General features: G+C 56.8%; 25 protein-coding genes. 14 read left to right on the forward strand and 11 right to left on the reverse strand.

Annotation, left to right across the window (positions count from 1 at the left end):
* Window positions 1–243: 243 nt before the first annotated feature.
* The 6 genes from mdh to lpdA all read left to right on the forward strand — a co-directional run bounded on the left by mdh (window position 244) and on the right by lpdA (window position 9,233).
* The gene (gene mdh / locus TH468_RS04470) at window positions 244–1,194 is read left to right on the forward strand and encodes a malate dehydrogenase (RefSeq protein WP_007089203.1); all 951 of its coding nucleotides are present in this window, start codon (window positions 244–246) and stop codon (window positions 1,192–1,194) included.
* A gap of 138 nt (window positions 1,195–1,332) precedes the next feature.
* A complete protein-coding gene (gene sucC, locus TH468_RS04475; RefSeq protein ID WP_223305232.1) occupies window positions 1,333–2,562 on the forward strand; it encodes an ADP-forming succinate--CoA ligase subunit beta in 1,230 nt (409 codons plus the stop codon).
* 2 nt (window positions 2,563–2,564) lie between these two features.
* A complete protein-coding gene (sucD, locus tag TH468_RS04480; RefSeq protein WP_085642343.1) occupies window positions 2,565–3,440 on the forward strand; it encodes a succinate--CoA ligase subunit alpha in 876 nt (291 codons plus the stop codon).
* A gap of 69 nt (window positions 3,441–3,509) precedes the next feature.
* On the forward strand, window positions 3,510–6,422 hold the full coding sequence (locus tag TH468_RS04485; RefSeq protein WP_085642344.1) for a 2-oxoglutarate dehydrogenase E1 component: 2,913 nt from the start codon (window positions 3,510–3,512) through the stop codon (window positions 6,420–6,422).
* A gap of 105 nt (window positions 6,423–6,527) precedes the next feature.
* Entirely contained in the window at window positions 6,528–7,802 is a 1,275-nt protein-coding gene (gene odhB, locus TH468_RS04490; RefSeq protein ID WP_085642345.1) for a 2-oxoglutarate dehydrogenase complex dihydrolipoyllysine-residue succinyltransferase, read from the forward strand.
* Window positions 7,803–7,826: 24 nt separating this feature from the next.
* Window positions 7,827–9,233, forward strand: coding sequence for a dihydrolipoyl dehydrogenase (gene lpdA, locus TH468_RS04495; protein ID WP_085642346.1), 1,407 nt, complete (start codon window positions 7,827–7,829; stop codon window positions 9,231–9,233).
* Between the two features lie 71 nt (window positions 9,234–9,304).
* Here lpdA and TH468_RS04500 read toward each other — a convergent pair whose 3' ends face one another.
* Window positions 9,305–10,567 carry a glycosyl hydrolase family 8 gene (locus TH468_RS04500; RefSeq protein WP_085642347.1) on the reverse strand — a complete coding sequence of 421 codons (1,263 nt, stop codon included), beginning with the start codon at window positions 10,565–10,567 and terminating at the stop codon, window positions 9,305–9,307.
* A 584-nt stretch (window positions 10,568–11,151) separates the two neighbouring features.
* Between TH468_RS04500 and TH468_RS21150 the strand changes: the two genes are divergently transcribed.
* From TH468_RS21150 to TH468_RS04510, 3 genes are all read left to right on the forward strand, one after another.
* A complete protein-coding gene (locus TH468_RS21150; protein WP_139834629.1) occupies window positions 11,152–11,448 on the forward strand; it encodes a hypothetical protein in 297 nt (98 codons plus the stop codon).
* A 47-nt stretch (window positions 11,449–11,495) separates the two neighbouring features.
* Window positions 11,496–11,942: a methylglyoxal synthase gene (locus tag TH468_RS04505; protein ID WP_007089211.1), complete on the forward strand. Its 447-nt coding sequence runs from the start codon at window positions 11,496–11,498 to the stop codon at window positions 11,940–11,942.
* Between the two features lie 66 nt (window positions 11,943–12,008).
* The gene (locus tag TH468_RS04510) at window positions 12,009–12,935 is read left to right on the forward strand and encodes an AEC family transporter (protein ID WP_062959366.1); all 927 of its coding nucleotides are present in this window, start codon (window positions 12,009–12,011) and stop codon (window positions 12,933–12,935) included.
* On the opposite strand, the gene TH468_RS04515 is transcribed toward TH468_RS04510, so the two are convergent.
* Window positions 12,861–13,670 carry an RluA family pseudouridine synthase gene (locus tag TH468_RS04515; RefSeq protein WP_085642348.1) on the reverse strand — a complete coding sequence of 270 codons (810 nt, stop codon included), beginning with the start codon at window positions 13,668–13,670 and terminating at the stop codon, window positions 12,861–12,863. The two genes, TH468_RS04510 and TH468_RS04515, sit on opposite strands and share 75 nt — an antisense overlap.
* Before the next feature lie 189 nt (window positions 13,671–13,859).
* Here TH468_RS04515 and TH468_RS04520 point away from each other — a divergent pair, with 189 nt between their 5' ends.
* The 3 genes from TH468_RS04520 to TH468_RS04530 are packed head-to-tail and all read left to right on the forward strand — an operon-like array spanning window position 13,860 to window position 15,848.
* On the forward strand, window positions 13,860–14,636 hold the full coding sequence (locus TH468_RS04520; protein WP_085642349.1) for a DUF6134 family protein: 777 nt from the start codon (window positions 13,860–13,862) through the stop codon (window positions 14,634–14,636).
* The gene (locus TH468_RS04525) at window positions 14,633–15,409 is read left to right on the forward strand and encodes an SDR family oxidoreductase (protein WP_085642350.1); all 777 of its coding nucleotides are present in this window, start codon (window positions 14,633–14,635) and stop codon (window positions 15,407–15,409) included. The genes TH468_RS04520 and TH468_RS04525 overlap by 4 nt, the downstream gene beginning before the upstream one ends.
* Window positions 15,402–15,848 (forward strand): nuclear transport factor 2 family protein, encoded by a 447-nt coding sequence (locus tag TH468_RS04530; protein ID WP_085642351.1) that lies wholly within the window; start codon window positions 15,402–15,404, stop codon window positions 15,846–15,848. The genes TH468_RS04525 and TH468_RS04530 overlap by 8 nt, the downstream gene beginning before the upstream one ends.
* Here TH468_RS04530 and TH468_RS04535 read toward each other — a convergent pair.
* From TH468_RS04535 to TH468_RS04555, 5 genes are read right to left on the reverse strand one after another with little or no spacing between them, the layout of a single operon-like run.
* Window positions 15,811–16,359, reverse strand: coding sequence for a DUF3833 domain-containing protein (locus tag TH468_RS04535; RefSeq protein ID WP_082824857.1), 549 nt, complete (start codon window positions 16,357–16,359; stop codon window positions 15,811–15,813). The genes TH468_RS04530 and TH468_RS04535 overlap by 38 nt on opposite strands.
* A gap of 28 nt (window positions 16,360–16,387) precedes the next feature.
* On the reverse strand, window positions 16,388–17,728 hold the full coding sequence (locus tag TH468_RS04540) for an MFS transporter (protein ID WP_085642352.1): 1,341 nt from the start codon (window positions 17,726–17,728) through the stop codon (window positions 16,388–16,390).
* Window positions 17,715–18,992, reverse strand: coding sequence for a cyclopropane-fatty-acyl-phospholipid synthase family protein (locus tag TH468_RS04545; protein WP_085642353.1), 1,278 nt, complete (start codon window positions 18,990–18,992; stop codon window positions 17,715–17,717). Before TH468_RS04545 ends, TH468_RS04540 begins: the two co-directional genes overlap by 14 nt.
* Before the next feature lie 7 nt (window positions 18,993–18,999).
* Window positions 19,000–19,821, reverse strand: coding sequence for a DUF1365 domain-containing protein (locus TH468_RS04550; RefSeq protein WP_085642354.1), 822 nt, complete (start codon window positions 19,819–19,821; stop codon window positions 19,000–19,002).
* Window positions 19,818–21,161, reverse strand: a complete 1,344-nt coding sequence (locus tag TH468_RS04555; protein WP_085642355.1) for an NAD(P)/FAD-dependent oxidoreductase — start codon at window positions 21,159–21,161, stop codon at window positions 19,818–19,820. Before TH468_RS04555 ends, TH468_RS04550 begins: the two co-directional genes overlap by 4 nt.
* A gap of 211 nt (window positions 21,162–21,372) precedes the next feature.
* Here TH468_RS04555 and TH468_RS04560 point away from each other — a divergent pair, with 211 nt between their 5' ends.
* Window positions 21,373–21,963, forward strand: coding sequence for a sigma-70 family RNA polymerase sigma factor (locus TH468_RS04560; protein ID WP_231858353.1), 591 nt, complete (start codon window positions 21,373–21,375; stop codon window positions 21,961–21,963).
* Window positions 21,960–22,664, forward strand: coding sequence for a ChrR family anti-sigma-E factor (locus TH468_RS04565; protein ID WP_085642356.1), 705 nt, complete (start codon window positions 21,960–21,962; stop codon window positions 22,662–22,664). The genes TH468_RS04560 and TH468_RS04565 overlap by 4 nt, the downstream gene beginning before the upstream one ends.
* An 89-nt stretch (window positions 22,665–22,753) precedes the next feature.
* Here TH468_RS04565 and TH468_RS04570 read toward each other — a convergent pair whose 3' ends face one another.
* The 4 genes from TH468_RS04570 to TH468_RS04585 all read right to left on the reverse strand — a co-directional run bounded on the left by TH468_RS04570 (window position 22,754) and on the right by TH468_RS04585 (window position 25,418).
* Window positions 22,754–23,641, reverse strand: coding sequence for a 23S rRNA (adenine(2030)-N(6))-methyltransferase RlmJ (locus tag TH468_RS04570; protein ID WP_085642357.1), 888 nt, complete (start codon window positions 23,639–23,641; stop codon window positions 22,754–22,756).
* Window positions 23,642–23,646: 5 nt separating this feature from the next.
* Entirely contained in the window at window positions 23,647–24,363 is a 717-nt protein-coding gene (locus TH468_RS04575) for an rRNA large subunit pseudouridine synthase E (protein WP_085642358.1), read from the reverse strand.
* A gap of 106 nt (window positions 24,364–24,469) precedes the next feature.
* Window positions 24,470–25,204, reverse strand: a complete 735-nt coding sequence (locus tag TH468_RS04580) for an SIMPL domain-containing protein (protein WP_062953182.1) — start codon at window positions 25,202–25,204, stop codon at window positions 24,470–24,472.
* A gap of 16 nt (window positions 25,205–25,220) precedes the next feature.
* Window positions 25,221–25,418 (reverse strand): hypothetical protein, encoded by a 198-nt coding sequence (locus TH468_RS04585; RefSeq protein ID WP_085642359.1) that lies wholly within the window; start codon window positions 25,416–25,418, stop codon window positions 25,221–25,223.
* Between the last annotated feature and the right edge of the window lie 24 nt (window positions 25,419–25,442).

Here is a 25,442-nt window from a genome sequence, read left to right on the forward strand (position 1 = left end):
GCATTTATTCGCATCTGCAACATGATTGGTTTTTAAGCGTTTAGACAATAGTTGCAACAAACCGGGAACCGGCGGTTTTCCTCGTGAAAACAGCGGCGTTTCCCCTTGTAAAAGCGGCCGAATCAGTTTACGACACTCGGTGTTTACGAACGATTCTTTCGCGTTCGCAGGTTTAAATTTTCAATCGCGCTCCCAAGTTGAGTTTCGACGCCTCGGAAGCGCAATAGGGAAGAAGGTAACGGAATGGCCCGCAACAAGATCGCGCTCGTCGGTGCCGGCAATATTGGTGGTACTCTGGCCCACCTCGTCGGCCTGAAAGAGCTTGGCGACGTCGTCCTTTTCGACATCGTTGATGGCATGCCACAGGGCAAGTCTCTCGACATTGCTGAATCCTCCCCCGTCGACATGTTTGATGCCGACCTCAAGGGCACCAGTGACTATAAGGACATCGCAGGCGCTGATGTCGTTATCGTGACTGCCGGTGTAGCCCGCAAACCGGGTATGAGCCGTGATGACCTCATCGGCATCAATACCAAGGTCATGACCCAGGTTGGTCAGGGCATCAAGGAACATGCCCCGGACGCATTCGTCATCGTCATCACCAACCCGCTTGATGCGATGGTCTGGGTGATGCAGCAGGCAACCGGCTTCGATCCGAAGAAAGTTGTCGGCATGGCTGGCGTTCTGGACTCTGCCCGCTTCCGTTACTTCCTCGCCGAAGAATTCAATGTTTCGGTCAAGGATGTCACCGCCTTCGTTCTTGGTGGTCACGGCGATACCATGGTCCCGTCGATCCGTTATTCGACCGTTGCCGGTATCCCGGTTCCCGACCTGATCAAAATGGGCTGGACCACCCAGGAAAAGATCGACCAGATCGTTCAGCGCACCCGTGACGGTGGCGCTGAAATCGTCGCTCTTCTGAAAACCGGTTCCGCTTTCTACGCCCCGGCTGCTTCGGCAATCGCGATGGCCGAAAGCTACCTCAAAGACCAGAAACGCGTCATGCCGGTTGCTGCTTACCTTAGCGGCGAATACGGCGTTGACGGCCTTTATGTCGGCGTCCCGGTCGTTCTGGGCGCTGGCGGTGTTGAACGCATCGTCGAGATCAATCTCGACGAGTCCGAAAAGGCAAACTTCGACAATTCCGTGAACGCTGTTCGCGGCCTCGTCGAAGCTGCCAAGGGCATGCTCTAAGATCGCGAAGCGGGCTGGTCAGTGACCGGCCCGTTTTTCATTCATTGTCGTTATTATAACGTCAATGAACGCGGGCCTCGCAACAACGTCCCGTTATGAAGCAGGGACATTGAAACCACGATTTCTGACCCACAGGAAATCGTACGGAAGGCAAGAAAGCGACCGAACATGAATATTCATGAGTACCAGGCGAAAGAAATTCTTCGCAAATACGGTGTGACCGTGCCGAACGGCAAGGTTGCATACACCGCTGCGGAAGCCACCGAAGCGGCCCAGTCCCTGGCTGGCCCGGTTTACGTGGTGAAATCACAGATCCATGCAGGCGGCCGCGGTAAAGGCACCTTCAAGGAAGCAACCGCTGGCGACAAGGGCGGCGTTCGCGTCGTCAAAAGCGTCGAGGAAGTCGGCACCAATGCCGGTCAGATGCTCGGCGCGACCCTGGTCACCCACCAGACCGGCCCGGATGGCAAGGAAGTCAAACGCGTCTATATCGAAGAAGGCTGCGACATCGCACGCGAACTTTATCTTTCGCTGCTTGTTGACCGTGCCACTTCGCGCGTGATCTTCATGGCCTCCACCGAAGGCGGCATGGACATCGAAGAAGTTGCCGAAGCAACCCCGGAAAAGATCGTCACCGTTGACATCGATCCGGCTGCCGGTTTCTCGGGCTTCCATGGCCGTAAACTCGCATTCGCACTGGGCCTCGAAGGCAAACAGGTTTCCAAGGCGGTCAAATTCATGACCGCCATGTATAACTGCTTCCTCGAAACCGATGCTGCCATGGTTGAAATCAACCCGCTGGTCGTCACCGGCGACGGCGACATCATCGCGCTCGATTGCAAAATGAACTTCGACGACAACGCGCTGTTCCGTCATCCGGACATCGAAGAACTGCGCGACGAAGACGAAGAAAACCCGGCCGAACTCGAAGCTGCAAAACACAGCCTCAACTACATCAAGCTCGATGGCACCATCGGCTGCATGGTCAACGGCGCTGGCCTTGCCATGGCAACCATGGACATCATCAAGCTTTATGGCGGCGCACCGGCAAACTTCCTCGACGTTGGCGGCGGGGCCACCAAGGAACGCGTTACGACCGCGTTCAAACTGATCCTGTCTGACCCGAATGTCGAAGGCATCCTGGTCAACATCTTTGGCGGTATCATGCGTTGTGACGTGATCGCAGACGGCGTTGTGGCAGCAGCCCGCGAAGTCAGCCTGAACGTTCCGCTGGTCGTTCGCCTCGAAGGCACCAATGTCGAACTTGGCAAGAAAATCCTCGAAGAATCGGGTCTGCCGATTGTTTCGGCCGATAACCTTGCCGATGCCGCCGAAAAGGTGGTCAAAGCTGTGAAGGAGGCCGCGTAACTATGGCTGTTCTCGTCGATAAAAACACCAAAGTTATCTGCCAGGGTTTCACCGGTTCGCAGGGTACCTTCCACAGCGAACAGGCAATTGCCTATGGCACCAAAATGGTTGGCGGCGTGACCCCGGGTAAAGGCGGCACCAAGCACCTTGACCTGCCGGTCTTCAACACCGTTGACGAAGCGGTCCATGTTACCGGTGCCAATGCATCGGTCATCTATGTTCCGCCGCCCTTCGCGGCTGATGCGATCCTTGAAGCCATCGACGCCAAGGTCGAACTGGCTGTCTGCATCACCGAAGGCATTCCGGTTGCCGACATGGTTCGCGTCAAGCGCGCCCTTTCGGGTTCGAACACCCGTCTGATCGGTCCGAACTGCCCGGGCGTCATCACGCCGGACGAATGCAAGATCGGCATCATGCCGGGCCACATTCACCGTCGCGGCAAAATCGGTATCGTTTCCCGTTCCGGTACGCTGACCTACGAAGCAGTCGCACAGACCACGGCCGCTGGTCTGGGTCAGTCGACCTGTATCGGTATCGGTGGTGACCCGGTCAACGGCACCAACTTCATCGATTGCCTTGAACTGTTCCTGAATGACCCTGAAACCCAGGGCATCATCATGATCGGTGAAATCGGTGGTTCCGCCGAAGAAGAAGCATGTGAATTCCTGCAGGCTTCCAAAGTCAAAAAACCGGTTGCCGGCTTTATTGCTGGTGTAACCGCGCCTCCGGGTAAACGCATGGGCCATGCCGGTGCGATCATCTCCGGCGGTAAGGGCACTGCGGATGCGAAAATGGAAGCCATGCGCAGCGCTGGTATTCTTGTTGCCGATTCCCCGGCAAGCCTTGGCTCGACCATGCTCAAGGCTTTGAACGGGTAATCAGGGTAGTCAGAGGAAAGGCATGGGGAGGCGTGGTCTCTTTCGGGACCATGCCTTCCAAGACCACAAATGAAACCTCAAGATATCGACACGATTCTGAACGAGTCGAACGCAACTTATATCGCTGAACTTTATGCCCGGTATCAGAGCAACCCGTCTGCGGTTGATCAGAGCTGGGCCGAGTTTTTTGACGGGTTGCAGGACGACGCCTCCGATCTCCTTGCCGAAATGCAGGGACCCAGCTGGCAGCCGCGGGAAACCAAGGTTGTTGGCGGTATGGAAGGTTACGACGTCTCACAGGGTCACGCCGAACGTCCCGCCAATGGCGGCTACGCACCGGCGGCTCATGCGGCACCACAGGGTGCGCCGGTAAGCTCCGACGCCATCCGTGCCGCGGCACATGATTCGATTCGCGCCCTGATGCTGATCCGCTCCTATCGCGTGCGCGGCCATCTCGAAGCGAATCTTGATCCGCTGGGTCTTGCCCCGCGCGATCCGCACCCGGAACTCGATCCGAAAACCTATGGCTTCACCGAAGCCGACATGGATCGCCCGATCTACATCGCCAATGTTCTTGGCCTTGAAACCGCGACCATTCGTCAGATCGTATCGTTGGCCCGCAAAACCTATTGCGGCTCGATCGGCATCGAATTCATGCATATCCAGGAACCTGAACAGAAATCCTGGATTCAGCAGCGCGTCGAAAGCATCGGCAACCAGACACAGTTTACCGCACGCGGCAAGGAAGCCATCCTTGAACGTCTGGTCGAAGCCGAAGGTTTCGAAAACTATCTGCACACCAAATATGTCGGCACCAAGCGTTTCGGTATTGATGGTGGCGAAGCCCTGATGCCGGCTCTCGAACAGATCCTCAAACGCGGCAGCCAGCTTGGCATCCGCGAGGTCGTGTTCGGCATGCCGCACCGTGGTCGTCTGAACGTTCTGGCGAACGTTCTGAACAAACCATTCCAGGCGATCTTCTCGGAATTCATGGGCAACCCGTCCAAGCCGGACGACGTGATGGGATCGGGTGACGTCAAATATCACCTTGGGACATCCGCCGACCGTGAATTTGACGGCAACGTTGTTCACCTGTCGCTGACCGCGAACCCGTCCCACCTCGAAGCGGTAAACACCGTCGTTCTGGGTAAGGTCCGCGCCAAACAGGCACAGCGCAAGGACACGGCACGCGAACAGGTCATGGGTATCCTCCTTCACGGGGATGCGGCCTTTGCCGGTCAGGGTCTTGTCGCTGAAACCTTCGATCTGTCGCACCTCAAAGGCTATCGTACCGGCGGTACGATCCACTTTGTCGTCAACAACCAGATCGGTTTCACCACCAAGCCGTCCGATAGCCGTTCCTCGCCTTACTGCTCGGATATTGCCAAGGTCGTTCAGGCGCCGATCATCCATGTCAATGGTGACGACCCCGAAGCCGTGGTTCACGCCGCACGCATCGCGACCGAATTCCGTCAGGAATTCAAACAGGACGTCGTGATCGACATGTTCTGCTATCGCCGCTTTGGTCACAACGAAAGCGACGAACCGGCCTTCACCCAGCCCAAGATGTATGACGTGATCGGCAAACACCCGACCACCAAGGACATCTATGCGCAGAAACTGGTCAAGGAAGGCCTTCTGACCGAAGAACGCGTCAAGGAACTGGATCAGAAATTCCAGAGCCACCTTGACGATGAATTCAAGGCATCCGAAGCCTATCGCCCGAACAAGGCAGACTGGCTCGAAGGCAAATGGTCGGGCCTCGCCTCCTCGCACGGCGAAGATGCGGACTGGACCGGTCAGACTGGTGTGGAAAACGACTTGTTGCAGGAAGTTGGCCGGGCTCTTTCGACCCCGCCCAGCGACTATGACATCAACAAGAAAATCCTGCGCCAGCTCAAGGCCAAGGCCAAGATGTTCGAAACCGGCGAAGGCATTGACTGGGCAACCGGTGAAGCCCTCGCATTCGGCACCCTGATGTGCGAAGGCACACCGGTGCGTCTGTCCGGTCAGGATTGCCAGCGCGGCACCTTCTCGCAGCGTCACGCAAAACTGGTCGATCAGACCAACGAGGCAAAATACACTCCGCTCAACAACATCCGTACCGGCCAGGCCGAGCTTGAAGTCCTCAACTCGCCCCTGTCCGAAGCCGGTGTTCTGGGCTTCGAATATGGCATCACCCTTGCCGAACCGCATTCGCTGGTTCTGTGGGAAGCCCAGTTCGGTGATTTTGCCAACGGTGCACAGGTCATCATCGACCAGTTCATCAGCTCGGGCGAAGCCAAATGGCTGCGCATGTCGGGTCTGGTGATGCTGCTGCCGCACGGTTACGAAGGTCAGGGTCCGGAACACAGTTCCGCCCGTCTGGAACGGTATCTGCAGCTTTGTGGTGAAAACAACATGCAGGTGGCCAACGTCACGACCCCTGCAAACTATTACCACATCCTGCGCCGCCAGATCCGCCGCTCGTTCCGCAAGCCACTGGTTCTGATGACGCCGAAATCGCTTCTGCGTCACAAACAGGCGGTCTCGCCGCTGTCCGACTTCGGACCGGGGACCATCTTCCAGTCCGTGATCGGCGAAACCGGCAAGCTGACCGATGCCAAAAAGGTCAAACGCGTCGTCCTGTCTGCGGGCAAGGTCTATTATGATCTGCTCGCCGAACGTGAAAACCGCGGGATTGATGATGTTGCCCTGGTGCGCGTCGAACAGCTTTATCCGTGGCCGGCCAAGGAACTGGCAGAAGAACTTGCCAAATATCCGAATGCCGACGTGGTCTGGTGTCAGGAAGAACCCGAAAACATGGGTTCGTGGTACTTCGTCGATCGTCGTATCGAAGGCGTGCTGTCTGAAATCAAACACAAGGCCAGCCGCCCGATCTATGTCGGTCGCAAGGCTGCCGCGTCCCCGGCAACGGGCTTGCTCAAGGCTCACCTGCGCGAACAGGCCGAACTGGTCGATGCCGCGCTGAGCGTAAAATAACTTTACCGGACGGGCGGGAAACCGCCCGTCCGACCCGCACATTCAGAATTCATTCGTATTCGGGCAGGCCCAAACTGTCTGATAGAAAAAACGGTCGAGGAAAAAATGGCGACTGAAGTTAAAGTTCCCACGCTGGGCGAGTCTGTTACCGAAGCAACAATTGCGAAATGGTACAAAAAAGTCGGTGATGCAGTTGCAGCCGATGAACCGATTGTCGAACTTGAAACCGACAAGGTCACCGTCGAAGTCAACGCACCGGTCGCTGGTGCGATTGCCGAACTGGTCGCCCAGGAAGGTGACGAAGTCGAAGTCGGCGCCCTGATCGCCATGATCAAGGAAGGTGCCGAAGGCGCTGCTCCGGCTCCGGCCAAAGAAGAAAAAGCCGAAGAACCGAAGAAAGAAGAGCCGAAAAAAGAAGAAGCCAAACCGGCTGCTGCCCCGGCAGCAAGCGCACCGGCGGCTTCGACCTCGGCCAATACCGATCATCCGCTGCCGCCTGCCGTTCGCAAACTGGTCGAAGACAAAAATCTCGATCCGTCGAAAATTCCGGCAACCGGCAAAGACGGCCGCCTGACCAAGGGCGACGTTCTGAACTTCCTCGAAGGTGGTGGATCGGCTCCGCGCGCGGCTGCTGCTGCACCGGCAGCACCTGCTGCTCCGAAGCCGGAACGCGAACTGCGCGAAGGCGAAGAACGCGTCAAGATGTCCAAGCTGCGCCAGACCATCGCGCGCCGCCTGAAAGAAGCCCAGAACACCGCGGCCATGCTGACCACTTATAACGAAGTGGACATGACCAACCTTCTGGCCTGCCGTAACCAGTACAAGGACGGCTTTGAAAAGAAACACGGCGTGAAGCTCGGCTTCATGTCCTTCTTCATCAAGGCCTGCACCACCGCGCTGAACGAATGGCCGGCGGTCAATGCCGAGATTGATGGCAACAGCTTCATCTACAAGAACTACTGCGATATCGGCGTTGCCGTTGGTACCCCGCAGGGTCTGGTTGTTCCGGTCATCCGTTCGGCTGAAAAGAAAAGCTTTGCCGACCTCGAAAGCACCATTGTCGATTTCGGCAAACGTGCGCGTGACGGCAAACTGGGCATGGATGAAATGACCGGCGGCTCGTTCACCATTTCGAATGGTGGCGTGTTTGGCTCCCTTCTGTCCTCGCCGATCCTGAATGCGCCGCAGTCCGGTATCCTCGGCATGCACAAAACCCAGATGCGCCCGGTCGCAATCGACGGCAAAGTCGAAATCCGTCCGATGATGTATCTGGCGCTGTCCTATGACCACCGTATCATTGACGGCCGCGAAGCCGTTTCCTTCCTGGTACGCGTCAAGGAATGCATCGAGAACCCGGAACGCATCCTGCTCGACATCTGATCAGACAAAAGGATCAAAGAACTCATGAGTGAGAACTACGACGTTGTCGTGATCGGTGGCGGTCCTGGCGGTTACGTTTGCGCCATCCGCGCCGCACAGCTTGGTCTCAAGGTTGCCTGCGTTGAAAAACGCGGCACCCTTGGCGGTACCTGCCTCAATGTAGGCTGCATCCCGTCCAAGGCCCTGCTTCATTCGTCCCACCTCTTCGAAGAGGCGACCGAGCATTTCGATACCCACGGCATCGAAGTCTCCAAGCCGAAGGTCAATCTCGAAAAGATGATGGCCCGCAAGGACAAGGTCGTTGACAGCAACGTCAAGGGCATTGAATTCCTGTTCAAGAAGAACAAGGTCACCTACGTCAAGGGTGCCGGCGAAATCACTTCGCCGACCACGGTCAAGGTTGCCCTTCTGGATGGCGGCGAAGAAACCATCAACGCCAAGAACATCGTGATCGCCACGGGTTCGGAAGTCACCCCGTTGCCGGGTGTCGAAATTGACGAAAAAAACATCGTCTCCTCGACCGGTGCACTGGTTCTTCCGAAAGTGCCGAAAAAGATGGTCGTCATTGGCGCAGGCGTGATCGGTCTCGAACTCGGTTCGGTCTGGCGTCGGCTTGGTTCCGAAGTCACCGTGATCGAATATCTCGACCGTATCCTGCCGGGCATGGATGGCGAACTGGTCAAACAGACCCAGCGCATCTTCGCCAAACAGGGCCTCGACTTCAAACTGGGCCACAAGGTCACCGGTGCGAAATCGGGCAAGTCTGGCGTGACCCTCACGGTTGAACCGTCCAAGGGCGGCGATGCCGAGGAAATCAAGGCTGACGTCGTTCTGGTCGCCATTGGTCGCCGTCCGTTTGTCACCGGCCTTGGCCTTGACAAGGCAGGCGTCGAACTTGACGAACGCGGTCGGGTTAAAACCGACGAACACTTCCAGACCAACGTGCAGGGCATCTTTGCGATTGGCGATGCGATTGCCGGTCCGATGCTCGCCCACAAGGCCGAGGAAGACGGTGTCGCCCTTGCTGAAATGCTCGCCGGCGAAGAAGGCCATGTCGATTACGGCAAGGTCCCGGGTGTTGTTTACACCTGGCCGGAAGTTGCCGCTGTTGGCAAGACCGAAGAACAGCTGAAGGAAGAAGGCGCAGACTACAAGGTCGGCAAATTCCCCTTCACCGCCAACGGTCGTGCCAAGGCAATGGAAAGCACCGAGGGCTTTGTGAAGATCATCGAAGACAATAAAACGCACCGTGTTGTCGGCGCGCATATTGTCGGCCCGGCTGCGGGCGATCTGATTGCCGAAGTGGTCCTTGCGATGGAATACGGCGCCTCTGCCGAAGACATCGCGCGCACCTGCCACGCCCACCCGGCCCTTGGCGAATCCGTCAAGGAAGCCGCCCTGGACGCCGACAAACGCGCGATCCACATGTAATCCTGATTGGGAAAACCCGATCCGTGAAACGGCCGCTCCAATGGGGCGGCCGTTTTGTTTTGCGGGACTTCCTATCGACCCGATGGTGACCAGAAATTCCCGCTCAGCACCATCATGCACAGCAACGTCACGCTATCTTCGTAATAATCCATGTGTCGATCACGGATATTGGCATACAGATCATCCAGCCACTTCTGCCCCCCGTCATCCCCGGCCAACAGCATGGATGCCACCGCCATCGGGGCAACAAACAATGTGCTGTTTTCGCCCTCATAGGGTAACGGCAGGCCGCTTAACATATATCCCGACTGGATCGCGGCCGGGTCACCGCCCGCCCGCCCCCGCATCCAGCCTGCCATTTTTCGGGCTATCGCGGCGGCCTCAGGGTCGCCCGACATCACCGCATGGCTTGCCATCCGCCACGGCACCCGCGCCGCATTGAAATAAAACGCTGTATCGTAATAGCCTTCCAGATAGTTCGGCGGCGCGGTATGGACCTTTCCGTCCGGCTCGACAATAGCGAAATCGGGCAACAGTCCGGTTCTGGGCGATACATCGCGCTGCAACCGTTCCGCAACTTCCAGAACCCGGATGCGTACCTGCTCCCATAACGGGTCACCGGTGGCGCGCGCAAAGGCGCTGAAATGCTCCGGCATGAAATCGGATGGCCGCGTGCCCCATTGGTCATATTCCGCCCCGGCCGGGTCCACCCAATCGCCCAGCAACGGCAACCGGCTTTGCGGACCGATCATGCTCTCGCCAATCCCGGCAATCACCTCGCGCGCTGCTGCCAAATAGGCCTCATCCCCCCACTGATCGGCGGCCATCAACAGGGCAAACGCGATATCGGCATCGCCGTCAAACGCACTGTCATTGCCCTCTTCCGATGGCGGTATTTGCCAGCCCATCAATCTCGGATCAATGTCACTGGGCCATTGGCGGGCAAAGCGCCACAAACCATCAAAGATGGCCCTCGCCTCCGGGTCGGCCCCGGCCATCACGACCGCCATCATCATCCCGTAGCCCTGCCCTTCGGATACGGTGCGTTCCGGTTGGGTCTGCCCGAATGTCACGCGATATTGTACATCCGCGCCGTTACCACCACTGTCGACCTTGCGCAGATAGTCGGCCTTCCATTGCTGGTAAAAGGCACGTACATCCGCATCCCGTTCCGCTGGCGACCAGCGCGACGGCAACGTCACCCCCTGCTGATACGCCTGATGCTGTGGAAAGGGCCGCAAAACAGCCTCGCCCGCACTGACCATCGGGCCAAAGACACCGCAGAGGATGGCTCCGACCCCACCGACAATCGCCATCCGTCTCAGATAACCCATCACGAAAACCGCCTCTCAAAGACCTACTCGACGGCCTGGTGGCCATCGCATTGGTGATGATTTCACCCCGCTCGGAAATTGGCTACGACTTTATCGCGCCGCCAAACCAGAAACCTGCCTTCCCCCCAAAGGCATCACCCACCCGGATTTCAGGTCGGGCTGCCCGATCTTGCCAACCCTTGCGCTGGAGCCACTGATGGCAACCGGGCCGATGCTATTGCTGATGCTCACCTTCCCCACCGATGGCGACTGGGCTACTCGCTGATCACTCCTGCCGCCACTCTCGCCAAATGGTGCGGCCTGAACGGAACTCACCCGTCTTGACCCACGCTCCGATCCCGGCACGGGCGTGATGACATCGCACCCGAACCACCCCTGCTCCGCTGCGGGTCTGCCCAATCGTCGGCTCGATCCGCATCCGGCTCCGCATCGGCCCAAATCTGGCCCGCGCCCCTCCCGGCAGGCGCACCTCTCCCGTTCTGCCTTTCCGTTTCGTCAAACTTTACGCCGTCCGTTTCCGGGCCGCTTCAACGCCCGGACGCACCACCTCTGTAATGACTTTGCTTCACACGGATCTTCCGCGCTTGGCGGTGACGACCTTCCGCCATGCGCGTCAACATCGTCGCTTTTTCATCACTTCATCCCCTCCTTTTGACAAACAATCCGACCCCGGAAACGCAAAAACCCGCCAAAGCGCATCACGCTTGGCGGGTTCTGTCTCCGGACCCATTTGTCCTGTTGACTTTATCTTTATGCCACAAATAAAAGAACAAATCAAGAACATTTTGCAGAAATCTTTGATTTCCGTTTCCGGCAAAAATTCTCGTTTATTCTCAATAAATTATGCCATCATATTGCCCTATGAAGGACCGGTCCGCTAAGATCACCCGCCGGGATTGCCCGGATCAAGACGCAGGAGAAACCACCCATGACGCTTTCGATCGGACTTGTCGCCCACGACCGTCGCAAACGCGAAATGGCCGATTGGCTGGAAACCCACAAATCACAGTTTTCCGGCACCCGGATTTTCGCCACCGGCACCACCGGCCGCGTGCTTCAGGAACGCTTCCCCGATCTTGATATCGTGGCCCTTAAAAGCGGCCCGTTTGGCGGGGATCAGCAGCTCGGCTCGATGATTGCGCATGGCGAATTGCAGGCGATGTTTTTCTTCACCGACCCGATGACGCCCCAGCCCCACGATGTCGATGTCCGCGCCCTGATCCGGCTGGCCAACATGTATGAAGTGCCGATTGCATGTAACCGCAGCACCGCCGACCTTCTGATCAGCAACCCGAAATTCGAGGAAATCTGCGAACAATATCGCGGCCATTCCCCCGAACAGGTTTTTGCCGAATACCAGAACCGCAAGGTTTGAGACATCTCCCGGCCCGCTCTGCCACCCGGCTTGGCCCACCCCACATCAAACTGATGCGACCGCCCCATGCAACTCGCCTATGACCTGATCGCCGCCATCTTTCCGATCTTCGCCGCCATTCTGGTCGGGGCGGCACTCAAACGGTATCTGATCACCGGTTCTGACATCTGGGCCGGGATTGACCGGCTGACCTATTACCTGCTGTTACCATCGCTTCTGATGGTGGAAATTTACCGTGCCGATTTCAGTTCCGGGCATGCCGGCACTGCCGTCATGGTGACACTCGGCGCGACCCTTTTCCTTGCAGCGGCACTCCTGCTGTTGCGGCCGCTGATTACCAGCAACACACCGCTCTTTACCTCGATCTTTCAGGGATCGGTTCGTTATAACAGCTATGTCCTTCTCGCCGTTGCCGATGCGCTTTATGGTAGCGAAGGTCTGGCACTGGCGATTGTCTTTGTTGCGGTGATGGTGATTGCGACCAACATGCTGGGCGTCGTGGTCCTGAATGCCTTTGCGGGTGGCAAGGGCAGCTTTAAACGTATCATGATCGGGCTTGCGCAAAACCCGATCATCATCGCCGCCGGGGCCGGTGCGGTTCTGAATATCAGCAACATTCACGTGCCGCTGCCGATTGAAAATACCGCAGCCCTTTTCAAAACCGCAGCCCTGCCGCTCAGCCTGCTGTCGGTCGGGGCCGGACTGCGTTTTATCCTCAGTAAACAGGCATTGGGTGCCATCGCGCTTTCAACCACGATCAAGCTTGCGATCCTGCCGGTCATCACCGGCATTGCGCTGCATCTGGCCGGGGTGGAGGGCATGGTTCTGGCGATGGGGGTGCTTTATGCCGGGATGCCGTGCGCGGGGAACGCCTATATCCTCGCCCGACAGCTTAATGGCGACCCCGAAGCCATGGCCTCAATCATCACCCTCGAAACTCTCCTGTCCGCCTTCAGCATCGCTGCCATCGCCGCCATACTGAGCATCAACTGACGCCGCATGCGGGGCATAGTCGCCCACGTAACCGCAGGCCGAAAGCCCCGGCCGCATCAGCTCCGGCGGCGGTGCATCGACCACCACCGGGTCGCGGTCGGCATGGAACGGTACAACAATCTGGCGCGACAGCAGCATCAGGGTCGGCGGCTGTCCAAAAATCGGCGGTTCATCCCCCCGGCCATAAAACGGATCGCCCAGAACCGGATGACCGATATGGTCCAGATGCACGCGAAGCTGATGTGTGCGGCCCGTATGCGGCGTTAAGGCAAGCCAGGTGATATCATTGCCCGCTTCGTCCTTGCCCCGCCCCAGCACCTGATATTCGGTCCTGGACGGCTGCCCGTCTTCATGGACCAGCATCCGCCAGCCGCTTTCATCATTGGTCTTGCCAATCGGTGCATCGATAAAGCCGTGATCATCGGCAACCGCACCGCGCACCACCGCCCAATAGGTTTTGCCGATCAGTTTTTCGGTAAACAGGCGGGTGATCTTTTTCGATGATTTCGGATGCCGGCACAGCAACAGGCACCCGGCCGTATCGCGGTCAAGCCGGTGCGCCAGGGTCGGTTCGGGCTGAATGCCGAATTTAAGGTCGGGCAGATACGCATCGACATGAAAATAGGTTTTCGGTCCGCCATGCGACGCCAATCCCGGCGGCTTGTTCAGAACGATGACATTTGAATCGCGATGCAGAACGCTTGCGATCAGATCTTCGGCTATCGGATGGGGCATGGTCGGCCTTTCATTGTTGGCCCTGCTTTACCGCAAAGCCACACATGCTGCAATCACGCAGCAACCGGCCCCGCCCCCAAACCTGATCCAGATGGCAATCATCTGCGTAAGGAAACACAGAATTCATTCTTCGCAATCCGGCTTTGACGCGCTTTGTTCGCCGGGGCCAAAAGCAGGGTACGTCATCACATGCCACGCCCGAAACCTTTTAAATATCTGCTTGCCACTCTTGCCATTCTGGCGGCACAGAATGCCGGTTCTGCCATCGCGCAGAACGGCGAATTATCGGCCCTTACCCCCGCACAATCCGATGGCCTTGACCGCAGTGCGGCCTGCCGAAACTTCGATCCGATTGCGCGTTACGGCAATGAACTGGTGTTTCAGATCCGCCGCAACGATGCCCCGGTCGGGCAGCATATCGTGCGCTTCAATCGCGGCCAGGATGGTCTTCAGGTCGTCGCCCAAAGCAATATCGATATCTCGTTTCTGGGCTTCAATGCCTATAGCTTCCGCTACCGATCCGAAAGCATCTGGCAGGATGGCCAATTATCGACGCTATCGGTCAAGGTCGATGATGACGGTGATCAGACCAGCATTTCGGCACGGCGCGAAAACGATCAGCTTGTTGTTGATGGCCCCGATGGTCAAAAGTCCCTGCCGCCCGGAATTTTCCCCACCGATCACTGGCATTGCGGTGTTTTGCAAACCGATCAGGTCCTTAATACGCTGACCGGCAATCCCAACGCGGTCACCATATCCCAGACGGGGGGCGAACGTCTGGCTGTTGGCAACGGCATGATCAACGCGACCCACTTCACCTATGACGGCGAGCTTCAAACCAATGCATGGTACGATGCCGATGGTCGCTGGGTCGGATTGCGCTTCAAGGCGCGGGATGGCTCGGAAATCACCTATCGCTGCACCAGCTGCCAGACCGACAATGCCCAAAAGGACCATCGCGGATGACCAAACATTTCAAAACGGTCTGGATCGTCGGCGCATCCGCCGGGATCGGGGCGGCACTTGTTGCAAAATTCGCCAAATCCGACGCGGATGGAAACACGACGATTATCGCATCGGCCCGTTCTACCGATGCGCTGTCCGATCTGGCGGCATCGTCTAAAAACATCCATGCCGTGCCGCTTGATGTGACCAAACCCGACGCGGTTCGCGATGCAATTGCCCTGATCGAGGACCGGTTTGGCCTGCCTGATCTGGTGGTTCTGGCCGCCGGAATTTATTCCCCGATGCCGGTCGATGAATTTTCGGCCAAAACCATCCGCGACCATTTCGACGTCAATTATTTTGGCACGGTCAATTGTCTTGAAATCCTGATCCCGAAAATGCGCAAACGCGGTTCGGGCGAAATCGCGGTTGTCGCCTCGGTCGCCGGTTATCGCGGCCTGCCAAAGGCCGGGGCCTATGGCCCGACCAAGGCCGCCCTGATCAATCTGTGCGAAACCCTGCGCGGCGAACTGGAGGAAACCGGTGTCTGCCTTCGGGTGATCAATCCGGGCTTTGTCAAAACCCGGTTGACCGACAAAAACGATTTCGACATGCCCTATCTGCAAACCCCGGAACAGGCCGCTGGCTTTGTTTATCGCGGCCTCACACACGGCAACGGATTTGAAATCGCCTTTCCGCCGCCCTTCGTCCGGCAGCTAAAACTTGCCCGCATTCTGCCCTATGGGCTTTACTTCAAACTGATCCGCAAAGTGATGGGAAAATCCGATGGATGATGTGCAATCAGCCAAACTTGAAACGCTGAAAGCCTATGGCGATTACTTTGCCAATCTGGGCCCGGAAACGGTTGAAAACCTGCATCATCACGTCACGCCCGATTACAGCTTTACCGATCCGTTCAACACCATCAACGGCCCGGATCGGGTTTGCGCATATCTCGACAAGATGTTTCGCGATACCGAAAATCCGCAATTCATCGTCACCCATCACGCGGTTGATAACGATCTCGGTTTTCTGCGCTGGCGCTTTACAGCCGGCATTTCGGTCCTGGGCAACTGGGATGTCACCGGCATGTCGGCCGTGACATTTTCCGATGACGGCACGCGCATTTCGTCCCATGTCGATCATTGGGATTCCGGGATGGCCTTTTATGCGTGCATTCCGGTGCTGGGCTGGTTTATTCGGCGGCTCGCAGCACGGATGGCTGCTTCGTAAAGAACAGGGTGACCTCACCGATCTCGAACCCCCATTTGCGCACACGTGCCCGGTTCACAAGAACCCCGTCGCCCTGCAAAAACATCCAGTCATCGAAACTGACCCGCCAGCTACCGTCACCGACCTTCAGGTCCATTTCATAGCTCCAGTTCAGCGCATTGCCGTACTGCACGCCCGCGGCCGTGCCAATGATATCATCGGCTTCTCCGCTCAGGCTGTGCTCACCGGTTTTCCGGATTGTCCATACACGGCGGTCCTGTTCACCATCGTCATACAGAAAATCCTCTTCCAGTGTCAGAACGCCATCATCGATGGTCCCGGTGATATCGACCGTGAACTGACGGCGCAGCTTTCCGAACCGGTCCTCGAAAATTCCCCAGGCCCGACTATTGCCTTCGAAGTATTCAAACACATCGAAGCGGGGCTCTTTTTGCGCAAAATCCTGCGGTTTCATTGACCCACACCCGGTAAGTATCAAAACCATCACAAGCGCCGTAAAAGATCGCAGCATCAGCTTTCTCCCGCAAAGGATACAAGGATCAGAAGGTGCGGCGAGCCAGACGCCGACGAATGGCAACCTGATGCACGCGATCCAATGGAAAACGCCACATCATCCCGATTGCTCCTGCTTTCAATACGATGGGCAGCACCGCATAGATCATGACAAGTGCGATCAAAGCCGCGGAATTTTCAGTGCCCCCATCGGTAAGGCCAAAAGCCCCCAAAATCGGCAGGGCAATGCCCGCCGCCAACGCCATCGCAAGCTTGTTGGTCATGTTCCAAAGCGCAAACAGAACACCGGTCCGGCTGGCATGAAACCGGTACCGGTCCCAGTCATCGACATCGGCCTGAATGGCGGGTGGCAGCGCCAGATCCGCCCCCAAGGCCGCGCCGGTAACCACACAGATCACCGCAAACCCGATCCAGTCGCCGGTCGACAGAAACGGCACAAACGCAAACGCCGAAACCGCCATGATCATCGCCATGCACCAGACACGGTGTTTGCTGGTTCGCCCTGCCAGCAGCACCCAAAGCGGAATGGCGACGATGGCTGCAACAAAATACAAAAGGATCAGGGCGTTTTCGGCATCGGTATCAAGCTTCAGGTAATAGCGCACAAAAAGCGGGAAACAGACGGCGGGCAATCCACCGGCAAGGCCATTGATCATCCATGCCGCAAGCAACCGCACGAACAACCGGTTCTGACGCAGGCTGCGCAGTGACTGGCCAAACCGGGTGCGAAGGGAAATCCCCGTCTGATCTGGGATATCACGCCGCCCGTTACGGGCCGCACTATCGGGGACCTTGATGATCATAAGGGTAACGAAAACCGCCCCGGCAATGATGGTCATGACCGCAAGGGACCGGATTTCATCGGCCCGGGATGCATTCATCATCAAGACCGGGATTGCCCCGGCAATGACAATACCGATCAGCCCCGCCCCTTCACGAAGGGACGTGATCAATGTCCGTTCCCGGTAATCCCCCGAAAGGTCCGCCCCCCACGCCAGATAGGGCACCTGAAACAGCGTCCAGCCAAGGAAAAGGATGCTTGCCGACATGAAAAGATGCCAGCCACCCGGCTGATCGGGCGGCACAAAAAGCAGCCAGATCCCGATCCCGGCAATCACCGCCCCGAACCCGACCCAGATTTTGCGACGCCCGGTATAATCCGAAAGCCACCCGGCCAGCGGATCGGTCAGCATATCGATGATCCGCACTGCCAGAAGGATCGCCCCCGTAAGGGCAAGCCCAAGGCCAAGGTCATCGCCATAATAACTGGGCAACAGGACATAGGCGGGAATCGTCGGCACCGCGGCTGCCATCGCTGGTAGCGCATAGTAAATGGCGGTTTTGCGGGCGCGATCAGGTTGCAGCATTTTCGGGATGTTCGATCACAAAGAACCCGACATTGATCGACCCTTCGTCAAACCCGGTTTCGCAATAGGACAAGTAATATTCCCACATCCGTTTGAAACGGATATCAAATCCCTGCTCAGCAATGCTGTCCCAGCCATGCTGGAAACGGCGCTGCCATTCGGCCAGTGTGCGGGCATAGGATTTGCCGAAAAATTCCGAATGCCGCAGCGAAAGACCGGCCTTTTCGATGGCCTTGCCCAACGCCTCTGGCGAGGGCAGCAAACCACCCGGAAAGATATAGCGCTGGATAAAATCGGCACCCTTACGGTAATCCTCGAACCGGTCATGATCGATGGTGATGATTTGCAACACGGCCTTGCCGCCCGGTTTCAAACGCTTGCGGATCATATCGAAATAGATCGGCCAATGTTCTTCACCGACGGCCTCGAACATCTCGATTGAAACGATCTTGTCGAACTGCCCGTCCTGATGACGATAATCGCGAAGCTCGATCTGGGTGCGATCCGAAAGGCCAAGTGTCAGCAGGCGATTGCGTGCAAAGGCATGCTGTTCACGCGAAAGCGTCAAACCCGTAACATGGCAACGATGCTGGCCTGCCGCCATTTCGGCAAAACCGCCCCAGCCGCACCCGACTTCCAGAACCCGTTCGCCTGGTTGCAGGGATGCAAGGTCGCAAATCCGGCGGTACTTGGCATCCTGTGCGGCTTCAAGTGTCATGTCCTTGCGGCGATAAAGACCGGATGAATAGGTCATCCCCGGATCAAGCCATTCCTGATAGAACCGGTTCCCAAGGTCATAGTGATAGGCAATATTGCGTTTTGATCCTTCGACCGTATTGGCATTCCGAAGATGCCCGATCCGGGCAATCACGCGCGAAATCATGCCACCCGCCAGCCGGGCGCGAACGATATTTTCGTTCAGCATCGCCACCCGCATCACCTTGGTCAGGTCCGGGCTGCTCCAGGCGCCATCCATATAGGCCTCGGCAAAGGCAACATCGCCACCCGTGGCAAGCCTGCGGATCGCCTTCCAGTCATGAATATGCAAAACGGCCCGGATTTCGGTCTGTTCCTCGCCGGTAAACTGCAAGGTATCCCCGTCGGGCAAAACAATCGTCAGCCGGCCATAATGCAAATGCGCCAGAATGCGTTTCAGCATGATTTTCAGCACGTTGCGACTTCCGGTCATGCCACCAATAACGGGCAGGAACCGGTCACGAAACGGGCGAACAATGGTCGAAGAGGATCGATTGCGTTCCGGCATTTCCTGATTACCTTTTTGCGGCTTCGGCCGTCTGGCTATTGGCTGCCAACACGTAAGTCACATCATGAGCTGGCGGCTTTGGACGTTTATGGAACTTCATGCCTTTGCGCCACAGATGCAGCGCCTCGTAATGAATGCCCGCCACCACCTTAATCGTCATCAGCGGATAGCGAACAAAAGCCATAAACAGATTACGATCAGAAAGCGCGGTTCGATCACCGACAAAGGCCGCATTCAGAAATGCACCGTCCCTGTCAGTTTCACGAATGGCCACCGCGACCTTTTCGTCTGGCATGCAAATGCGGAAATGATAGTCGGCCTGCATATCGATGAAGGGCGAAACGTAAAATCCCTTGGCACAGCTCTGGCGCAGCACGCCTTTTTCATCAATGGCATCCGGGCGGACCGGGATCAGATAGCTGTGCCGGTCGCCGAAAGTATTGGAAACCTCATACAGGACCGCTCCCACCGACCCATCGGCACGATGGCAGAAATAAACCGACAGCGGATTGAAAACGAAGCCCAGAATCCGCGGATAACACAGCAATTCGATCCGGTGCGTACAATCGCCCAGATCGTGCTTATTCAGGATATCTTCGATGCGTGTGCGGATATCCCCATGATCGCGGTCCGCATGGTCGCGGTCGTGGAATGAAAACAGGTTGAACCGGTTGCGGCTAAACAGTTTCAGCGACCCGGCCAAGCCATCGATTTCATCAAGATCGAACAAAAAGGAAAACACCCGATAGCGCAATTTGTGATCGCGCGGGCGAAGGCGATGATGCATCACCGATCCTTCAAACAGGGCGGATGTCCATATACCTGTCATTCGGCAGCTTCTTTTTGCGCGATATTGATAGGCCCCAGATGAATACGACCGCTTTCATTTTCAACGTTCCATGGCCGCCGGACATTGCCCAGTGCTTCTGCCACCGCAAGGCCCGACTGAATGCCGTCTTCGTGGAAGCCATAGCCAAAATAACTGCCGCAATACCAGATGTTATCCTGCCCCTGGATCGACCAAAGCCGTTTCTGGGCATCCATCGCCGCCGCATCAAAAACCGGGTGGTCATACAGGAAGGATCGAATAACGCTGCCCTCGCGCGGCGGGCGTGCCGGGTTCAGGGTCACAAAAAGCGGCTGCCCTTCGTCAAGATGCTGCAACCGGTTCATCCAGTAAGTTACACAGACTTTCTGTTCCCCGTCATGCTCCTCGGCAAGGTAGTTCCAGCTTGACCAGACTTTGCGCGTTTGCGGCATCAGGCTGTCATCATCATGCAGGATCGCCAGATTGCGTTCATACTGAAACGCTGACAAAAGATCGCGCACCGCGGGCGCCGGATTGTCCTGAAGCGCAAGGGCCTGATCACCATGACAGGCCAGAACAACATGATCGTAGTCCGTCCGCTCGCCGTAACGGTTTTCGATAAAGACCCCACCCTTGCCGTTCGGTCCGACCTGGGCAATGGCGCTATCAAGGATCACGCCACCGGAAATATCCTTGATCATCTTGCCGACATACTGGCGCGACCCGCCAACAACAGTGCGCCATTGCGGCCGATCCTTGATCTGCAAAAGCCCGTGGTTCTGACAGAACCGGACAAACGCCGCCAACGGATAATCCATCATCGTATCAACGGGGGTGGACCAGATCGCGGCCCCCATCGGCAACAGATGATCATTGATAAAGGATTTTGAATAACGATTGGCCGTCAGATAATCGCCAAGGCTTTGCGTTTCCGCCTGCCCGGTTTCAAGTGCAAGCGGCGCTTCGCGATAAAATCGCAGAATATCACGCACCATCCGCCAGAAGCGCGGACGGAAAATATTACGTTTCTGCGCGATCAACGATGCCAGATCAGATCCGCCATATTCCAGCCCACCCCTGTCCATCGACGCGGCAAAGGACATATCGGTCGCAGCCGTTTGCACACCAAGATGATCAAACAGGGCACAAAGATTGGGGTAACAACGGGTGTTATAGACAATGAAACCGGTATCGACCGGTGTTTGCCCCGCATCCACGGTATTGGAATGCCCGCCGGGACGGTCATCCTTTTCATAAAGCGTGACAGTGTGGGACTGGCTGAGCAACCAGGCCGCCGACAGGCCGGAAATACCCGAACCAACAACAGCTATATTGAGTTTCCCCGATGATCGAAGCGTCATATGTGCCGCGCCTGCTTGCAGTGTTATTGTTTGAACTACATATGATTACGCATGACAGCAAGTTGCGGATCACTGCATAAAAACGAATGCTGATAATTGTAAGTAATTGGCAGAAAACGTACAAATTCGTTTGATCCAAAATTTTCCGGCCGACGTATGATGATCCATGAACACCATCATGACGCGGCCCCGAAGGGGACCAGAAACGAAAATGAGCGGCACGACAAGAACAAGGCCCGGACCGGCTGACCCCGCCGAGGCCAAGCGATGTGCCAGCTGGATTGTTGCGGTTGCGGCGACGCAGGACCGTGAGGCATTTGCACAGCTGTTTGCCCATTTTGCACCCCGCGTCAAAGCCTACATGTTCCGGTTTGGCGGCAATTCCGAAAACGCCGAAGAACTCGCACAGGAAGCCATGATGCAGGTCTGGCGCAAGGCGCATCTGTTTGATCCGCAAAAGGCCGCCGCCAGTACATGGATTTTTACAATCGCCCGAAACCTTCGCATTGATCGTTTCCGGCAACGCAAACATATCGAGGTGGATGATTCCGATCCGACGCTGATTATTGATGATAGCCCGCTTGCCGACGAAATCGTCGACCGGGATGAACATGCCGTTCTCGTCAAATCCGCGATGGAAGAATTGCCCGCCGATCAGAAAGTGGTTGTTGAATTGTCGTTTTTTGAAGATCTCTCGCACAGCGAAATTGCCGAACAGCTTGATATTCCGCTGGGCACCGTCAAATCGCGGTTGCGATTGGCCTTAACCAAACTTCGTGGTGGATTGGAGGGTGTAGCATGAATATCAAACACCACCCGACAGACCAGACATTGATGGATTACGCCAGTGGCAAGCTGTCGCAGGCGATGGAACTGCTCGTGGCAACGCATATGACACTGTGCCCGAAATGCCGTGAAAAGGTCGCGGAATTCGAGACCCTTGGTGGTGCGGCGCTTGAAACGTCAAATGTCATGTCGATGGATGTCCATGCGCTTGACCATGTCATGGCCATGATCGAACGCGAAACCGCTAACGAAAATGTCGTCTTCCGCGAAATGCCGTCCACACGGCGCGTTGCCGTCGGGGAAAGCATCACCGGATCAGCCATTCCGTCCGTCCCGCGCCCGTTGGCCGATCTTTTGCCTGATAATGTCCTTTCCCTCGAAGACATTCCGTGGAAGTCGCTGGCACCGGGTGTGAAGCATTACCAACTGAAATCTATCGAAAGCAAAGGCACCGTGCGTTTGATGAAAATCGCACCGGGCGTCTCGATCCCTGATCACGGGCATCACGGTCATGAAATGACCCTGTTGCTTAAAGGGTCCTATATCGATGAAATCGGCCGGTTCCGTGCCGGTGACGTCGCCGATCTTGGCAACGATGTCGATCATCAGCCGATTGCCGACACCGCCGAGGAATGCATCTGTCTGATTGCCACGGATGCCCCGATGAAGTTCAACCGTCTGCTGCCCAAACTGTTGCAGCCCTTCATCGGCATATAAGTCAAACTGCGTCCCAACGCAGAAAGGCCGCGGACACACCGATGTCCGCGGCCTTTTAATTTGAATCCTGCCCCGTCTCGCCCGCGGACTTATTGCGACGGCACCAGCCAATGGGTCCGGTGCGTTGCCGGGCCGGGCAATTTGACCGCATCGCATAGCCACTGGCCGATTTCATCAAACTGCTGATCAAATCCATAAGGCGGGTTGATGACCATAAGTCCCGTGCCGCGCATGCGTCCCTTTGCCCCGCCCTGATTGGTCGAAAGCTCCGCACAAAGCACGCCACCCTTGGCTTTGATCCGGGCAAAGTTTTCACGCAGTTCGGCATCAAATCCGGCCTCAAGGATTGGATACCACAGCATGAAGATGCCGTTTTCCCAACGTTCCCAGGCGCGTTTGATCGAACTCGCCGCCTTCTGATAATCCTGTTTCACGTCGTAACTGGGATCCATCAGGACCAGACCGCGCCGAATGGCCGGTGGCATCATGCCAACCAGTCCCTCATACCCATCGCGCTTGTGCAGGTGAATACGCGGATCGCGTTCAACGCTGTATTCCAGCAGGTCATATTCGCTCGGATGCAATTCCATCAGGATCATTTCATCATGATCACGCAACAATTCGCGCATGATAAACGGCGACCCCGGATAAAACGGCCCCTTAAGGTCATCATCTTCAAACACGCCGTAATCGCGCCCCTTGGCAATCGGATCAAATGCCGCGATCTGATCAAGGAAGGGTTGCATCTGTTTGGGGGCATTTCCCTTTTGCTGTGCGGCGGCGATGCCATTTTTCCATTCACCGGTTTTCGCCGACTGGGCACTGCCAAGATCGTACCAGCCTGACCCGGCATGGGTATCAATCACGCAAAACGGTTTTTCCTTTTTGCACAGATAATCAAGAATCATCCGCATCGCGGCATGCTTGTGAATATCGGCAAAGTTGCCCGCGTGAAAGCCGTGCAGATAGCTGAGCATTGCCTTTATCCTTTGGGTGCGCGCGGCTTACCGCCGCGTGACTGTTTATGGTTGCGCGACTTTTGCGGTCGTGCGGGCCGGAATGTGCTTTTGCCGTCACCCTCGGTGCGGGGCCGACGGTTGGCCTGCATGTTCCCGGGCATCGGCTTGACCTGTACCGGGGCCGTTTCCGGGGCCTTGACCTCAATAGCCTGCCAGTCACCGGGCGCAAGATCATCCAGCGTCCAGTCACCGATAGCATAGCGGATCAGACGCAGGGTCGGAAACCCGACAGCCGCCGTCATGCGGCGGACCTGCCGGTTGCGGCCTTCGGTGATGCTAAGCTCGATCCAGCTTGTCGGCACCGATTTGCGAAACCGCACGGGCGGATCACGCGGCCAAAGATTTTCGGGCTCCCCCATCAGGCGCGCACGCGCCGGGCGGGTCACGCCGTCTTTCAACTCGACCCCGTTACGAAGCGCGGCAAGGGCTTCCTCGGTCGGCTCGCCCTCGACCTGAACCCAATAGGTTTTCGGCTTTTTGAATTTCGGATGGGCGATCTGGGCATTCAATGGCCCGTTATCGGTCAGCAGCAGCAACCCCTCGCTATCGCGATCCAGCCGCCCGGCGGCATAGACACCGGGCAGATCGATATAATCAGCCAACGTCGCCCGACCGTTTTCACGGTCGGTAAACTGGGTCAAAACGCCATACGGCTTGTTAAAAAGGATCAGCTGCGCCATGCGCCGCATAGAACCATTTTTGCCGTACAAGTCAACTGGGCAAGTCAACCGGGCAAGTCAACCGGACAAGTCGACCTGCCCGGTCAACAGGCCCGGCCAAATACGATCAATCCTCGATCAGATATTCCATGGTGGTAACAACGCGCACGGTTTTGTTGATCTGCTGGCTTTCTGTGCTGTTTGGCGCACCATCGGCCGGAAGGATTTGAAACAATCCCTGCGTTGCGCGGCGAATACCGCCCAGACGGCCACCGGAATCGGTTGCAAACTGCTGTGCCGCATCGCGGGCATTTGCTGTGGCCGCGGCAATCATTTCCGGTTTGATGTCGTTAAGCTTGGTGAACATGAAACTCGGGCCGGGGTTATAACCCTGCCCGCCCAGAACAATCCCGCCCTGAAGCAGCTTGCCGATATCCTGCGTTGCCCCCACGACGGCATCGACATTGTCGGTCCGGACCTGAATGGTCTGACTGACGATATAACGGCTTTCAATCGGACCGGAACGATAGGATTGCGCAAGCTGATCGGTCACCTGAAGGCTTTGCAACTCGGTCATGTCCTTGGTGATGCCATGCGTTTCAAGAAACGCCAAAAGTGCGGTCGTATCACTTTCGATCTTGGCCTGCGCGTTTTGCAAAACATCATCGGTCGCAACATAGGTAATCGGCCAAACCGCACGATCCGCCACGACATCGCGTTCTGCCAGTCCCTTGACGGTGACAAACCGGTCAAGCGACCGCATATCCGACAGCCCCTTACCGACCAGCCAGCCGGCACCGGCAATACCGGCACTGACCACGATTGCGGCAACGAATTTTGCAAATCCCGAAGAAGAAGACATGCCCGTGTTTCCTTGATTATTGTTGTTCCGCTGGACGCATAAATTTTGCTTCAAAGACCTTATCAGACGGAACAAAATCGACAAAATCAGGGCAGTCATTTTGCAAGTTTGCGAAATCAGACACCGGACATTTGAATGCATTCAAATTGGGTCGCAATCCGTATCCGAACATGCTAAAAGCCAGCAACGCCTGCGCTTCGCGCGGCCAATCCATTCAAACATGCAAAAGCTTTACGAG

Origin of the sequence: Thalassospira sp. MCCC 1A03138 (genome assembly GCF_002115785.1) — a bacterium.
Taxonomy (GTDB): domain Bacteria; phylum Pseudomonadota; class Alphaproteobacteria; order Rhodospirillales; family Thalassospiraceae; genus Thalassospira.